Source organism: Staphylococcus sp. MZ3 (assembly GCF_018622755.1).
GTDB lineage: Bacteria > Bacillota > Bacilli > Staphylococcales > Staphylococcaceae > Staphylococcus > Staphylococcus aureus.
Map to the genome: position 1 here is coordinate 633019 of NZ_CP076026.1, position 15833 is coordinate 648851.

At 31.4% G+C, this 15833-nt stretch carries 18 protein-coding genes and 1 pseudogene; 17 read left to right on the top strand and 2 right to left on the bottom strand.

The window, feature by feature from the left end:
* Nucleotides 1-168 precede the first annotated feature (168 nt).
* Nucleotides 169-510: a YuzB family protein gene (locus KI230_RS02910; protein WP_000798967.1), complete on the top strand. Its 342-nt coding sequence runs from the start codon at nt 169-171 to the stop codon at nt 508-510.
* A gap of 51 nt (nt 511-561) precedes the next feature.
* On the opposite strand, the gene merA is transcribed toward KI230_RS02910, so the two are convergent.
* Together merA and hypR are read right to left on the bottom strand one after the other, a co-directional pair.
* The gene (gene merA / locus KI230_RS02915) at nt 562-1884 is read right to left on the bottom strand and encodes a hypothiocyanous acid reductase MerA (protein WP_138271823.1); all 1323 of its coding nucleotides are present in this window, start codon (nt 1882-1884) and stop codon (nt 562-564) included.
* Entirely contained in the window at nt 1871-2311 is a 441-nt protein-coding gene (gene hypR, locus KI230_RS02920; protein ID WP_001047239.1) for a redox-sensitive transcriptional regulator HypR, read from the bottom strand. The genes merA and hypR overlap by 14 nt, the downstream gene beginning before the upstream one ends.
* A gap of 57 nt (nt 2312-2368) precedes the next feature.
* Between hypR and KI230_RS02925 the strand changes: the two genes are divergently transcribed.
* From KI230_RS02925 to argS, 16 genes and pseudogenes are all read left to right on the top strand, one after another.
* Nucleotides 2369-2470, top strand: a complete 102-nt coding sequence (locus KI230_RS02925) for a hypothetical protein (protein ID WP_001788276.1) — start codon at nt 2369-2371, stop codon at nt 2468-2470.
* A 465-nt stretch (nt 2471-2935) separates the two neighbouring features.
* Complete coding sequence (locus KI230_RS02930; protein WP_000020803.1) at nt 2936-4342, top strand: T7SS effector LXG polymorphic toxin; 1407 nt, start codon at nt 2936-2938, stop codon at nt 4340-4342.
* A 3-nt stretch (nt 4343-4345) separates the two neighbouring features.
* On the top strand, nt 4346-4966 hold the full coding sequence (locus tag KI230_RS02935) for a DUF443 domain-containing protein (protein WP_014533155.1): 621 nt from the start codon (nt 4346-4348) through the stop codon (nt 4964-4966).
* Between the two features lie 74 nt (nt 4967-5040).
* Nucleotides 5041-5670: a DUF443 domain-containing protein gene (locus KI230_RS02940; protein ID WP_001834198.1), complete on the top strand. Its 630-nt coding sequence runs from the start codon at nt 5041-5043 to the stop codon at nt 5668-5670.
* A 56-nt stretch (nt 5671-5726) separates the two neighbouring features.
* Entirely contained in the window at nt 5727-5858 is a 132-nt protein-coding gene (locus KI230_RS02945; protein ID WP_138277909.1) for a hypothetical protein, read from the top strand.
* 6 nt (nt 5859-5864) lie between these two features.
* Nucleotides 5865-6485, top strand: a complete 621-nt coding sequence (locus tag KI230_RS02950; protein ID WP_000882092.1) for a DUF443 family protein — start codon at nt 5865-5867, stop codon at nt 6483-6485.
* Nucleotides 6486-6624: 139 nt separating this feature from the next.
* Nucleotides 6625-7257, top strand: coding sequence for a DUF443 family protein (locus KI230_RS02955; RefSeq protein WP_000226989.1), 633 nt, complete (start codon nt 6625-6627; stop codon nt 7255-7257).
* A 447-nt stretch (nt 7258-7704) separates the two neighbouring features.
* A complete protein-coding gene (locus KI230_RS02960) occupies nt 7705-8643 on the top strand; it encodes an aldo/keto reductase (protein ID WP_000808892.1) in 939 nt (312 codons plus the stop codon).
* Nucleotides 8644-8851: 208 nt separating this feature from the next.
* On the top strand, nt 8852-9388 hold the full coding sequence (locus KI230_RS02965) for a flavodoxin family protein (RefSeq protein WP_000633782.1): 537 nt from the start codon (nt 8852-8854) through the stop codon (nt 9386-9388).
* A gap of 167 nt (nt 9389-9555) precedes the next feature.
* Entirely contained in the window at nt 9556-10032 is a 477-nt protein-coding gene (locus KI230_RS02970; RefSeq protein WP_000477505.1) for a GNAT family N-acetyltransferase, read from the top strand.
* 39 nt (nt 10033-10071) lie between these two features.
* The gene (locus KI230_RS02975) at nt 10072-11367 is read left to right on the top strand and encodes an HD domain-containing protein (protein WP_000180145.1); all 1296 of its coding nucleotides are present in this window, start codon (nt 10072-10074) and stop codon (nt 11365-11367) included.
* A 27-nt stretch (nt 11368-11394) separates the two neighbouring features.
* Complete coding sequence (locus tag KI230_RS02980) at nt 11395-11916, top strand: YwhD family protein (RefSeq protein WP_001788287.1); 522 nt, start codon at nt 11395-11397, stop codon at nt 11914-11916.
* A gap of 498 nt (nt 11917-12414) precedes the next feature.
* Entirely contained in the window at nt 12415-13425 is a 1011-nt protein-coding gene (adhP, locus tag KI230_RS02985) for an alcohol dehydrogenase AdhP (protein ID WP_214958314.1), read from the top strand.
* A 74-nt stretch (nt 13426-13499) separates the two neighbouring features.
* A pseudogene (locus KI230_RS02990) lies at nt 13500-13608 on the top strand (hypothetical protein).
* A gap of 92 nt (nt 13609-13700) precedes the next feature.
* Complete coding sequence (locus KI230_RS02995) at nt 13701-14117, top strand: YwiB family protein (protein ID WP_000359086.1); 417 nt, start codon at nt 13701-13703, stop codon at nt 14115-14117.
* On the top strand, nt 14114-15775 hold the full coding sequence (gene argS, locus KI230_RS03000) for an arginine--tRNA ligase (protein ID WP_001021144.1): 1662 nt from the start codon (nt 14114-14116) through the stop codon (nt 15773-15775). The genes KI230_RS02995 and argS overlap by 4 nt, the downstream gene beginning before the upstream one ends.
* Nucleotides 15776-15833: the final 58 nt, after the last annotated feature.

Below are 15833 nucleotides of genomic sequence, written 5' to 3' on the forward strand. Positions count from 1 at the left end.
ATAGGGGAGCAATCATCTAATTTAATTAGAAGATAAATGCTCCATTTTTTATTGCCAGCCGTGTTACGTATCTTGAAAAAAATATTAAAAAGAGTAAAATAGATAGAGTTAACGAAAAAATTAATGAAATCGACGATATAGATATGATAAAGAAAGGTGGGTAGCAATATGAAAAATACATTCCTTATTTGTGATGAATGTCAGGCAGTCAATATTAGAACGTTACAAAAGAAGTTGGAAAAATTAGATCCCGATGCTGAAATCGTGATAGGTTGTCAATCTTATTGTGGACCTGGACGCCGAAAAACATTCACTTTTGTTAATAACCGCCCACTGGCTGCGCTTACTGAAGAAGAATTAATCGAAAAAGTTTCTCAACAATTAAAGAAACCACGTGATCCTGAAGAAGAAGAGCGTTTAAGAAAACGACATGAAGAACGTAAACGTCGTAAAGAAGAACAAGATAGAAAGCTTAAAGAAAAATTAGAAAAGCGAAAAGCACAACAATAAAACCTGATGGCAGCATCATTCAATGCGTGCCACCAGGTTTTTATGTTTTGTCTAGAAATTAAATAAATCATTAAATGATTCGGCCATCGTAGGATGTGTATAAATATTATCTCGTAATACGGTATATGGAATGTTTTGATCAATCGCAAGTTTAATTATATTAATTAATTCTTCAGATTGCTTACCATATAATGTAGCACCTAAAATCATATTATTTTCATTATTAATGACTACTTTAAATAAACCCCTTGGATCATTGTTAATTTTGTGACGAGGTATTGCACTTACTAAAAGTTGGTGTTCAGTGTAATCATAATGTTGAGCGGCTGCTTCTTTACTAGTTAATCCAACACGTGATAATGGTGGATCTATAAATACTGTATAAGGCACGCTGCCTCTATTGTCAGTCGTACGTGACTGATTACCATATAACGCTGATTTGATAATTCGATAATCATCTAAAGATATATACGTAAATTGAAGTCCGCCTTTAACATCACCTGCAGCATAAATATGCGGCACAGTTGTTTGAAGATGAGCATTGACTTTAATTTCGCCTCTGTCGCCTAATTCGATATCAGTATTTTCTAAAGCTAAATCTGTATTCGGTTTGCGTCCGATAGCCAAAAGTACTGCATCAGCCTCAAAGTTGCCAACGTTAGTACGGACTGTTGTATGATGATCGTCAGATGACAATTCAGTCGTTTCAACATTTGTATGCAATGCAATGCCTTTATTTTCTAAGTCAGTAATAGCATGTGCAACGACATCTTGATCTTCGCGTGGCATAAATGATTCACCACGTTCTAATACTGTAACCTTACTACCTAAATTCGCAAACATTGAAGCAAATTCTAAGGCGATATAACCGCCACCTACAATAACGAGGTGCTTAGGTTGATAGTTAATGTTTAATAAACCTGTTGAATCGAAGACATGTTTAGCTTGATCAAGGTCTTTTATGTTAGGAATGACAGAGGTAGCACCGATATTAATAATGATATGAGGTGCAGTAATACTATCGGCGATATCGCCATGCTGATCTAATAAATTCACTTCAGTATTAGATTTAAACTGCGCTTTAAAATCCAGTACATCAATGTTGTTATCGTCTGCTAATAAGTGGTAATTTTTATTGTTTAGCGCATTGACAACATCGTTTTTACGGTTATAACTTGCTTCAAAAGATTTGCCTTCTAATCCATCATGTACAAGTGTCTTCGAAGGTATACATCCTATATTTATACAAGTGCCTCCATACATTTTCGAAGATTGTTCGATAACTGCGACGTGTTGACCTGTTGATGCAGCGTATTTCGCTAAAGTTTTACCAGCTTTCCCAAATCCTATTACAATTAAATCATATGTTTTCATGACATAAATCCTCCTTTTGAATGTCTTCAATGACATCTTTGATTGTTTTTCCATTATAAAAATTAATAATGATATTCTGTTCGTCTTGCTGATAATGTGACATGGTAGTTGCAATATTACGAGCAATTTGACAGTGACTGCCTTCGTCGCCAGTAAATAGACGTGTGTGGTGTTCTTTCTCTAAGACAAAATGTTTATATAATGTTGCTAGAGAGACATCAGCACTTTGATCATTTGCTAAATAACCGCCATCTTTACCTCGTATTGTGTCAATCATTTTTAAATCGACAAGTTGAGTCGTCACGCGTCGTAATTGAACAGGATTTAAACAAGTTAATTCTGCTAATGAACTACTATTGAATTTTTCTGAATGATGCTTAGTTAAAAAAGCTAATACATGCACGGCAATGTTAAATTCTAAATTCAATGTTTCTCACCTCATAATTGTAACTGTATTAGTTGCAATTAAAAATCATTTTGCTCAATGTGTCAATACTTATGTTTGAAAAGTGTTGAATTAGGTGTGGTTATTGTGATGATTTATTGTTTGAAAGTTGATGCATTAACGGTGAGATTGCACAATTGAAATTTTAATTATGTATGAACTGATAGATATGAAATGAATATTGAAAATGAGAGCAATAAAATTTTGAATGATGATGTTGTGTGATTGTATAAACTTATTCGTATTTTAGATACGTTTTGATATTTCGCATGATGAGGAAATACTTTTAACAACTGATGACATATTTTAATAGTGAATATATTTTGAGATATTAATATATTTAATGTTAAGGATGTTGTCGCAATAAAATTAAAATATTGAAAGATAATTTTTATTGATTAATTGCGAATATACAAAGACACCATTATATCCATATGCTAAAATAAGAAAAAAGGCGACATGTTATCTCAATTTACCTGCATCTAGACTCCTTTACATAAGAAATAATCATCGCCGAGTTTTAAAATTTTACAACTTTGTAGATGTAAAAAGCATTTGATTTTAAATAGTTTGAAAATCATATATTTTTGAAAAAGGAGCATGCCGATGAGTATTGACATGTATTTAGACAGATCTCGAAACCAAGCTTCAAGTGTGGGGAATTTGAGTCAAACAATGAATTCAAATTATGATGCGTTGGAAAAAGCAATTACTCAATTTATTAATGATGATGCGCTTAAAGGGAAAGCGTATACGTCAGCTAAGCAATTTTTTAGTACGGTGTTAATTCCATTATCAACAAGTATGAAAACATTGAGTGATTTAACGAAGCAAGCTTGCGATAATTTTGTGTCACGTTATACGAGTGAGGTTGATAGCATATCTTTAAAAGAATCAGAGCTTGAAGAAGATATCAGATCATTAAGTCAACAAATTACGCGATATGAAAATTTGAATAACAATTTGAAAAAGCATGCTTCCGATAATCAGCAAGCCATTTCATCGAACCAACAAATAATACGAACATTAGGTCAACAAAAACATGAATTAGAAGAGAAGCTACGCAAATTGCGTGAGTTTAATCAAAAATCACCAGAAATATTTAAAGAAGTTGAAGAATTTCAAAAAATTGTCCAACAAGGACTTACCCAAGCGCAGAATTTTTGGAACTTTTCAACAAATCAATTTAATATACCTTCAGGTAAAGAACTTGATTGGGCTAAAGCAAGTCATGAAAAATATTTGAAAGTTGCTATGGGGAAAATTGAACATAAAGCAGAGAAAGAAACTTTAAATAAAGCAGACTTTGCTGTTATAAAGGCATATGCCAAAGAGCATCCAGAAGACGATATCCCGAAAAGTATAATGAAATATATAAATGACAATAAAGACAGTATTAAAAGAGATATAGGATTAGATATCACTTCAACACTTTTAGAGCAAGGCGGTATAAATGCAAGTAAATTCGGTGTATTTATCAATACAGCAGGTGGAGTGAAAGGCCCAGCCGGTCCAAATTCATTTGTGGAAGTCAAACGTACATCAGGTAATGTGTTTATAGAAAATGGTAGTAAATTTGCTAAAGGTGGAAAATATCTAGGTAAAGGTGTTGCAGGTGTAGGATTTGGTATAGGTATGTATGATGACCTTGCAAATGATGATAAAACATTTGGGGAGGCGTTGTCGCATAATGCTTTAACTACAGGAATAGGTACTGGTGCTGGAATTGCTACTTCAGCAACAATAGTCGCACTTGCTAGTAACCCAGTTGGTTGGGCTGCTTTAGGAGGTTTGGCAGTAGGTATTGGAGCTACCCACCTTGCTGATTGGGCTTACCAAGCAAATATTTTGGGGTTAAAAGATAAAACTGATTGGGTTGGACATAAGATAGATGAAGGTATTGATAATTTCAAAAAGTCAACGGTAAATACAGTAGATAGCATTGGAAATGTCGTTGGTGAAGCTACAAAAAGTATTAGCAATCATATAAACCCTATGAAATGGGAGTGGTAAGTGTTGATTTGTGAATCAAAAAATATAAATAAGAACCCGAGATATAAAATTATAAAATATAAGAACGAGTTTTTAATGGTTGATGTAACTAGTTCTTGGATTTTCTTCTTCATTCCAATGCTTAATTGGGGTGTACCTAAGAAATATGCGAAGATTAGTCAAAGTGAGTTTGAAGAATTAAATACATTTACACCGAAAAATAGTAGCTCAGCTGGATGGATAGCAGGTGGGGGATCAGTTTTATTGGCAGTATTGACGAGAAAATATATACAGTTGTTAAATATACAAGTTAATCAAATTGCTGTAAATATTTTATGTTGTCTCGTACTTTTGGGGGTTTTCCTTTCAGCTTTATATATTAATTCGAAATCTAAATTAAATGTTTATGATAGAAATAACTGTGATGAAAAGATAATTTTAATACCAACTTTTAAAAATTTATGCTTAATGCTCCTTTCGTATATTATTTTTGGTGGTTTAAGCATACTTGCTTTTTATATGTTTATCACAGAAGGTATTCAAAACATCATTTTATTTATTACTTGGATTATGCTTGTAATAATGTTCTTACTTAGTAATGTAGCTTTGGTAGTCAATAAAAAAGTATATGTTATAAAAAGGTAGAAAAATGACTAACAATATTATGTTAACCGTTCTTCAAATAAAGATTACTAAGTAAAAGTAGGAAGTGATAAACAGTGCTTTGTGAATCTCGAGTCATTAATAAAAACCCAAAATACAGGATCATTAAATATAATGAGGAGTATTTCATGGTTGATTTAGTAAGTACTTGGATTGCTTATTTTTTGCCCATGATTAATTGGTTTATTCCCAAAAAGTACGTGAAAATTAGTAGAGAAGAATTTGAAAGTTTAAATATTGTCAAACCCGCTAAAAATAATACTTTCTGGCCTGTTGCAGGATTTGCAGTGTTATTAACAACCTTAACAAGAAAATATATTTATTTGCTTAATATCCATTTAGAAAAAGAATTAGTTATATTAACATGCTGCATGATACTTCTAGGTGTTTTCGCATTGTTTATATATATAAATACAAAATTGAAGTTACATATTTTTGATAAAAATAAAAGTAATAACGAAAAGATCATATTAATACCTACATTTAAAAATATTTGTTTATCTTTATTTGCTTATATATTATTTGGTGGATTGTCAACAATGGCTCTGAGTATGTTAGTAACTTCATCCCCTCAAAATATAATAGAATTTCTTGCTTTAATTGGCATGACTGCATGCTTCTTTCTACTGAATATGTCATCGGTTTTAGATAAAAATATTCATGTTATTTTAAAAACAAATAAGTAGTAAAATTGATTAACTTAGGTAGTATCGGATACTTAAATGTTGGTTCATAAAAAGCAATGATTTTAAATCGAGGAGCTATCTTAGAACAGGGAAATAAAACAGCTAAAGTTATAAAAAGCGAATTAATAACTAATTATATTATGTTAGCCACTCTTCAAATAAAAATAATTAGAATAAGGTGGAATTGATAATCAATGCTATGCGAATCTAAAATCATCAATAAAAATCCAAAATATAGAATTATTAAATATAATGATGAGTACTTAATGATCGATATAATAAGCACTTGGATTAGTTTGTTTTTTCCTTTTATTAATTGGTTCATCACCAAAAGATACGTCAAAATTAGTAGAGAAGAGTTTGAAAATTTAAATATTGTTAAACCTGCTAAAAAGAATGTTTTTTGGCCAGTTGCAGGTATCTCTACTTTATTCGCAGTTACATTAAGAAAGTATACGCATTTACTTGACACTCAACTTGATAAAAAATTAGTTATTGCCATATGTTGTATCACATTTATAGGGATTTTAATATTTTATGTACGCCTAATTAAAAAATCATCTTTAAATATTTATAATACTAAAAATAAAAGGTCGAAAATCATCTTAATACCAACACTAAAAAATTTTTGTTTCACATTGTTCGGATATGTTTTTTTAATTTTTTGGACAGTGGTTTTCTCATATGCTCTATTATCAATGAGTTATCAAAACATAATAGTATATTTTGCTTGGATTACAGCAATAATGGGTTTTTTTCTAGTGAATATAGCTTTAATTATAGATAAAAACATTCATGTCATACTTAAAAATTAAATGGTGGTAATAAATTCAGATTAAAGATATGCAAATAACAATGAATAAAATTTTTAATGATAGTAAGTTGATAATATTTTAATGTCTTTTGAAGTATCGAAAAATGTATTACACATAAAATTAAAGGGATGTGGAGACATTGGTTTGCGAGGTAATAGCTATATACAAAAATCCCAAATATAGAATTATTAAATATAATGATGAATATTTGATGGTGAATATAATAAATAATTGGTTAGTTTTATTCATTCCATTGCTTAATTGGTTGACACCAAAAAGATACATCAAGATCAGTCAAGAAGAATTAGAAAGTTTAAATACTTTCAAACCTGCTAAAAACAATGCATTTTGGCCAGCATTAGGTAGTTCAGTTTTATTTAGTGTGACTTTTAGAAAGTATATGCCTTTATTTAATGTTAGATTGGAAAAAACAATAGTAATAGCCATATTTTTTGTTGTATTTCTTGGTATTTTATTTTTCTACCTAAATTTAAATCGTAGGCTAGCATTAAGTGTTTTTACTATGAATAAAGAAAAAAGTCAGAAAATGATATTGCTACCTAATTTAAAACATTTTTTCTTTATAATATTTGCATATTTATATTTCGGTGGTTTTTCATTTTTCACTTTATATGCCCTGATAACTATAGATGTTCAAAATATAATTATATTTATCTGTTGGGGTGCAGTAACTATGTTTTTCTTTTTTATAAACATTGTTCCCATTGGCATTAAAAAAGCTCATGTAATACTTCTTAAAAAAGCTGAATAATAAATGAGTTTTTTAAATCTAAAATTATTAAATTTAATATAAAAATTTGACTCATAGATAGAATGAATAAAAATCCGAAATATAGAATTATCAACTACAAAGATGAATATTTTATAATGGATATCCCATGTTAATATTAACAGTTTTAATTTCTTTGTTATGCAAATCAAAACATTATAGTATTTCTAATTGAATTTGTAATGGCTTTAATGTTGTCGTTCTTAAATGTTTTTCAATTTCTGATTCAAAAGTACATGTAATTTAAAGGTCAACGAGCAATCGCGCTATGTGAATATCAACTTAAACAATACTTATTTTAACTGAGTTCTACATAACGTTTTTCTAAAACACCGCCTAAATTCAAACCCTAATTCTAACATTTGGAAGTTGTATTAAATCATGGTAGTGTGATAGTGGAAAAGTTATAAAGATAAGGAGCTGGGTCTAATGAAGCAATTTGTAAACTTAGGTAAATCTGATGTTGAAGTGTTTCCAATCGCACTTGGGACGAACGCAGTAGGTGGGCATAATTTATATCCGAACTTAGATGAAGAACAAGGAAAAGATGTTGTTCGTCAAGCCATTAATCATGGTATTAATTTATTAGATACGGCATATATTTATGGGCCAGAACGATCAGAAGAATTGGTTGGAGAAGTTGTTAAAGAATATCCGCGAGAGCAAATTAAAATTGCTACAAAAGGGTCTCATGAATTTGATGAAAATCAAGAAGTACATCAGAACAATCAACCTGAATATTTAAAACAACAAGTTGAGAATAGTTTGAAACGTCTACAAACTGATTATATCGATTTATATTATATTCATTTTCCGGATGACAACACTCCGAAAGATCAAGCAGTTGCAGCATTACAAGAGCTTAAGGAACAAGGGAAGATTAAAGCCATTGGTGTATCAAATTTCACATTAGATCAACTTAAAGAAGCAAATAAAGATGGTTACGTTGATGTTGTACAGTTAGAATATAATTTATTGCACCGCGAAAATGAGGCAGTATTGCAATATTGTGTTGATCACCAAATCACATTTATTCCTTATTTCCCATTAGCATCCGGTATTTTAGCTGGAAAATATGATGAGAACACTAAATTTAGTGACCATCGTACTACACGTCGTGATTTTATACCTGGTGTTTTTGAAGAGAATGTGCGTCGCGTAAAAGCTTTGGAAAGCCTAGCTGCAGCACATCAAACTTCAATTGCGAACATTGTATTAGCATTTTATTTAACGAGACCAGCTATCGATGTGATTATTCCTGGTGCAAAACGTGCAGAACAAGTCGTTGAAAATATTAAAGCTGCAGATATCGTTTTATCAGATGATGAGATTCAATATATCGATGAACTGTTTCCGATTGAAGACTAAATGAATTGTATTTAATGGTGACATATGTATCTAATTCATCATGAATTAGCCCCGTATCACAAACGACGTTATATAAGGATGACGAAATTTCGTCAAATTTATATAAAAGTTGTAAGCGTTTTACTATTCGGTAGGCAAAGCTTATGATAGTATAATTAGGTAACGAAAAACACAGATATTTATTAATCAAAAGTGAGGTTAGGCTAAAATGATTACTGTTTTGTTTGGTGGGAGTAGACCAAACGGTAATACTGCACAATTAACAAAATTCGCTTTGCAAGATTTAGAGTATCAATGGATTGACGTGACACAACATCAGTTTAAACCGATACGTGACGTGAGACATACAGCAGAGACTATTACTTCATATGACGATGACTATTTGCCGATTCTAGATAAAATATTGGCTAGTGATACAATTATTTTTGCATCACCAGTGTATTGGTATAGCATTTCAGCACCATTGAAAGCATTTATCGAACATTGGTCAGAAACATTACAAGATAAACGATATCCTAATTTTAAGGCACAAATGGCCGAAAAGGATTTTAGAGTTATTTTAGTTGGTGGAGATTGTCCAAAAATAAAAGCGAAGCCAGCAATTACGCAAATGAAATATAGTTTAGACTTTTTAGGTGCCACTTTAAATGGTTATATTATTGGAACTGCTGAAAAGCCTGGTGACATCATGAAAGACAACTATGCCTTAGCACGTGCAACTGAGTGGAATAGTATATTGCAATAAGACATACCTCATACTAAACGAAGTGATTTTTTGCTTCGTTATTTTTATTTTTAATTTTAACGGAAAATATAAATATATAAATTGAATAGACAATCATTGTTTATTAAGTATTGAGCAAGTTGTGGTATAATGCCGTTATTAAAACTTGTTAATAAGGGGAGAAAGTCATGTTCAAGGTAAGACAAGCAACTGAAAAAGATGTTGTTCAAATTAGAGATGTCGCAACTAAAGCTTGGTTTAATACATACTTAAATATATACGCTGCGACAACAGTTAATCACTTGTTAGAAGCTTCATATAATGAACATCATTTAAAGAAAAGACTTCAAGAACAATTATTCTTAGTCGTTGAAGAAGGTAATGACATCGTTGGCTTTGCTAACTTTATTTACGGTGAAGAATTATATTTATCAGCTCATTATGTTAAACCAGAATCGCAACATACAGGTTATGGTACAGCATTGTTAAATGAAGGATTATCACGTTTTGAAGATAAATTTGAAGGTGTTTACTTAGAAGTAGATAATAAAAATGAAGAAGCAGTAGCTTACTATAAAGAGCAAGGTTTTACAATCTTACGCTCTTATCAGCCAGAAATGTATGGCGAAAAGTTAGACTTAGCACTTATGTACAAAGCATTTTAAGTAAATTAAATATTATATTAAACGAAAAGGAGGGGAATAATGACTAACGCATTTGTAGATTTAAAATTAGTAGAAGAAAAAGTTTTTAAAGACCCGATACATCGATATATTCATGTTGAAGATCAATTGATATGGGATTTAATTAAAACTAAGGAATTCCAAAGGTTACGTCGAATTAGACAACTAGGAACACTGTACCTATCTTTTCACACAGCAGAACATAGTCGCTTTGGACATTCTTTAGGTGTGTATGAAATAGTTAGACGATTAATTGATGAGTCATTTATTGGTCATGATGCATGGGACAATAAAGATAGACCGTTGGCATTATGTGCTGCATTATTACATGATTTAGGACATGGTCCATTTTCACATAGTTTTGAAAAAATATTTAATACAGACCATGAAGCATACACACAAGCGATTATTACTGGAGATACTGAGGTGAATGCTGTATTACGTAAAGTGGCGCCTGAGTTTCCAAGAGAAGTTGCGGAAGTAATTAATAAAACGCATCATAATAAATTGGTCATTTCGATGATTTCGTCACAAATCGATGCGGATAGAATGGATTATTTACAACGTGATGCGTATTTCACAGGTGTATCATATGGTGCTTTTGATATGGAACGTATTTTAAGATTAATGCGACCTTCTAAAGATGAAGTACTAATTAAAGAAAGTGGTATGCATGCAGTTGAAAACTTTATTATGAGTCGTTATCAAATGTATTGGCAAATTTATTTCCACCCAGTTAGTCGTGGTGGAGAAGTGCTGCTTAATAATTGTTTGAAACGCGCAAAACAGCTTTATAATGAAGGCTATGAATTTAAGTTGCATCCACATGATTTTATTCCATTTTTTGAAGAGACAGTTACGATTGAACAATATGTTGAACTCGATGAAGCGGTAGTTACGTATTATTTGGAAAAATGGACAAAAGAAGATGATGCTATTTTAAGTGATTTAGCAAGTCGATTTATTAATAGAGACTTATTTAAATATATTCCATTTGATGGCTCAATTATTACAATATCAGAACTGCAAGAACTGTTTGAAGCAGGTGGTATTAATCCAGATTATTATTTTGTGAGTGAAGCATTTTCGGATTTGCCATATGACTATGATCGACCTGGGTCAAATCGCAAACCGATTCATTTATTAAGACAAGATGGTACGATTAGAGAAATAAGCAATCAATCTTTAGTCATTCATAGTATTACAGGCATTAATCGCCAAGACTATAAATTATATTATCCTAGAGAAATGGTTGCAAAGATTAAAGATAAGACAATTAGAGAAGCTATTGAAAATTTGATTAATGAGCTTAATTAAAAAGGGCTAAAATTGTTATCGTTAAATATGGAGGTTATATCATTGTCTGAGAAAAAAGGCTTTAATTTTAATATCATAAAAAATGACCCTCTAGATGGTCATAAAGGTACAAATATTGGTTCAATTAGCTTAGACAATATTGCACCAGTTTTTATCGATGTTGCTAACAAAGAAGCATTTATTGATATTGGAGGCATGCATGCTCGCGCCAAAGTTGAAAAAGGCGTGAAATGGATTACTGATAAAGCTGCTGTTGAAGGCGATGAAGCTAAAGAATATTGGTTGTGTTGGGTAACAACAGAACGTAATGAACAAGGACCATATTATGCTGGTTTAACAGCGTGCTATTTATTAGTGAATAAAGCAATTCGTCGTGGTTATAAAAGTATGCCTGAACATGTTAATATGATGGATAAATCAATGAAACATCATATTATCATTGATCAAATTGGTGACGAGAATAAAGCTATTTTAAAAGACTTTTTAATGAACCATGATGAAGGTATGTGGAAGCATTCTTCTGATGCTTTACATCAAGCATTTAATTAAATATTAGAAACTAAAATTTCCCAATTAATCTATAAAGATATGATTCATTTCTCAATGACGACGTAAATCTTGAGGTGAAAATAAAGTCTTAGATTGATTGGGAGTTTTTTTTATTTTTTTGAAATTAAATTAATCTGTAGTTAATAAAAAATTTGAATAACTGACACATTTTTTTGATCATAGCTATATACTTTGTGAATTAATTCACATTATAATAAGAGTGAAGATAAGAGTATTATAAATTATCTTTAAATAAATATATGTGAAGTAAAAATTACACGTTAGCATATCGATTATGTCATTTCTTTTAACATATTAACTAGGGAAACGTTAAAAGTTAACGGTTGATATCTAACTAAAAACAAGGTCACAGTAGTATGTTTTAATCTGGCGTCTATTACAAATAAAAATTACATCTATAATTATTCGTTTTCTTTTTTGAAAGTAATAGCCAATTAATATCATACATACTGGAGTGACTATAAGGAGGACATTATTATGAGAGCAGCAGTTGTAACGAAAGATCACAAAGTAAGTATTGAGGACAAAAAGTTAAGAGCTTTAAAACCTGGTGAAGCGTTGGTACAAACGGAATATTGTGGCGTTTGTCATACCGATTTACATGTTAAGAATGCTGATTTTGGTGATGTTACAGGCGTTACTTTAGGTCATGAAGGTATTGGTAAAGTCATCGAAGTTGCGGAAGATGTAGAATCATTAAAAATTGGAGACCGTGTGTCTATCGCTTGGATGTTCGAAAGCTGTGGAAGATGTGAATATTGTACAACAGGTCGTGAAACACTTTGCCGTAGTGTGAAAAATGCTGGTTATACAGTAGATGGTGCAATGGCTGAACAAGTTATTGTTACTGCAGACTATGCTGTGAAAGTACCTGAAAAATTAGATCCAGCAGCAGCGTCTTCTATTACATGCGCAGGTGTGACAACTTATAAAGCTGTAAAAGTAAGTAATGTAAAACCTGGACAATGGTTAGGTGTTTTTGGTATAGGTGGTTTAGGTAACCTAGCTTTACAATATGCTAAAAACGTTATGGGGGCTAAAATTGTTGCCTTCGACATCAATGATGATAAATTAGCATTCGCGAAAGAATTAGGTGCAGATGCTATTATTAATTCTAAAGATGTTGATCCAGTTGCAGAAGTTATGAAATTAACTGATAACAAAGGATTAGATGCAACAGTGGTAACTTCAGTTGCTAAGACGCCATTTAACCAAGCGGTTGATGTTGTAAAAGCTGGTGCAAGAGTTGTTGCTGTTGGTTTACTTGTTGATAAAATGAACTTAGATATCCCAAGATTAGTGCTTGACGGTATTGAAGTAGTAGGTTCACTTGTTGGTACAAGACAAGACTTACGTGAAGCGTTTGAATTTGCTGCTGAAAATAAAGTAACACCTAAAGTTCAATTAAGAAAATTAGAAGAAATCAATGATATTTTTGAAGAAATGGAAAATGGTACTATAACTGGTAGAATGGTTATTAAATTTTAAAAATATCAACTGACTATATAGATAAAGAAGATAGTGCTCTGAACACTATCATTATAATCAAACACGAGGTTTTCATGAAAGATAGTGAAAATCTCGTGTTTTTTTGGTTTTGAGGTGTTGTTTGTATTTTATAAAATGGCTTACATATATGAAGCGTTGATTAAGTATGGAATTGTTAATTAATTGAACCTATTTAGCTTTAAGAAGGCATAACAAGATGACCTTATTTTATGCTATAATATTTCTATTATGCGAAGATTAAGGTGAGTAGTAAATTGGATAAAAAAGTAAGTATTCAAACAAAGCAAGTGTTGAAACAGCACAACGAAAAAGAAAAATTTGAATTTACTACTGAAGGAACTTGGCAACAAAGGCAATCTAACTTTATTCGGTATGTAGAACAAATTGAGGATGCAACAGTTAATGTTACAATAAAAGTGGATGATGATAGCGTTAAGTTGATTCGTAAAGGCGACATTAATATGAATTTGCATTTTGTTGAAGGACAAACGACAACAACTTTTTACGATATATCGGCTGGACGAATTCCACTAGAAGTTAAAACATTACGCATTTTACATTTCGTAAGTGGAGACGGTGGCAAGCTAAAGATTCATTATGAATTATATCAAGATAATGAAAAAATGGGTTCTTATCAATATGAAATTAACTATAAGGAGATAGGCGAATGAATATTATTGATCAAGTGAAACAAACATTAGTAGAAGAAATTGCAGCAAGTATTAACAAAGCAGGATTAGCAGATGAGATTCCTGATATTAAAATTGAAGTTCCTAAAGATACAAAAAATGGAGATTATGCTACTAATATTGCGATGGTACTGACTAAGATTGCAAAGCGTAATCCTCGTGAAATTGCTCAAGCGATTGTTGATAACTTAGATACTGAAAAAGCACATGTAAAACAAATTGACATTGCTGGTCCAGGATTCATTAATTTTTACTTAGATAATCAGTATTTAACAGCAATTATTCCTGAAGCAATTGAAAAAGGTGATCAATTTGGACATGTAAATGAATCAAAAGGGCAAAATGTATTGCTTGAGTATGTTTCAGCTAACCCTACAGGAGATTTACATATTGGTCATGCTAGAAATGCAGCAGTTGGTGATGCTTTAGCTAATATTTTAACTGCAGCTGGCTATAATGTAACACGTGAATATTATATTAATGATGCTGGTAATCAAATTACTAACTTAGCGCGTTCGATTGAAACACGTTTCTTTGAAGCTTTAGGTGACAATAGTTATTCAATGCCAGAAGATGGCTATAATGGTAAAGATATTATTGAAATAGGTAAAGATTTAGCAGAGAAACATCCTGAAATTAAAGATTATTCTGAAGAAGCACGTTTGAAAGAATTTAGAAAATTAGGCGTAGAATACGAAATGGCTAAACTGAAAAATGATTTAGCAGAGTTCAATACGCATTTTGATAATTGGTTTAGTGAAACATCTTTATATGAAAAAGGCGAAATTCTTGAAGTTTTAGCAAAAATGAAAGAATTAGGTTATACGTATGAAGCTGATGGCGCTACATGGTTACGTACAACTGATTTTAAAGATGACAAAGACAGAGTATTAATTAAAAATGACGGTACATATACGTATTTCTTACCAGATATTGCGTACCACTTCGATAAAGTTAAACGTGGTAATGACATTTTAATCGATTTATTTGGTGCTGATCATCATGGTTATATTAATCGTTTGAAAGCATCTCTTGAAACGTTTGGTGTAGATAGTAATCGTTTAGAAATTCAAATCATGCAAATGGTTCGTTTAATGGAAAATGGTAAAGAAGTGAAGATGAGTAAACGTACTGGTAATGCGATTACATTAAGAGAAATTATGGACGAAGTTGGCGTTGACGCTGCACGTTATTTCTTAACTATGCGTAGTCCTGATAGTCACTTTGATTTTGATATGGAATTAGCGAAAGAGCAATCTCAAGACAATCCAGTTTACTATGCTCAATATGCACATGCGCGTATTTGTTCAATTTTAAAACAAGCGAAAGAGCAAGGTATTGAAGTGACTGCTGCGAATGATTTTACAACGATTACAAATGAAAAAGCGATTGAATTGTTGAAAAAAGTAGCTGATTTCGAACCTACAATTGAAAGTGCTGCTGAGCATAGATCAGCACATAGAATTACTAACTATATTCAAGACTTGGCTGCTCATTTCCATAAATTCTATAATGCTGAAAAAGTGTTAACAGATGATATTGAAAAAACAAAAGCACATGTTGCTATGATTGAAGCGGTCAGAATTACATTGAAAAATGCATTGGCAATGGTCGGTGTAAGCGCACCTGAATCAATGTAAGAACATTTATATACACTCCAACGTAGAGTTTCTCGAAAGATACTTTGTGTTGGAGTGT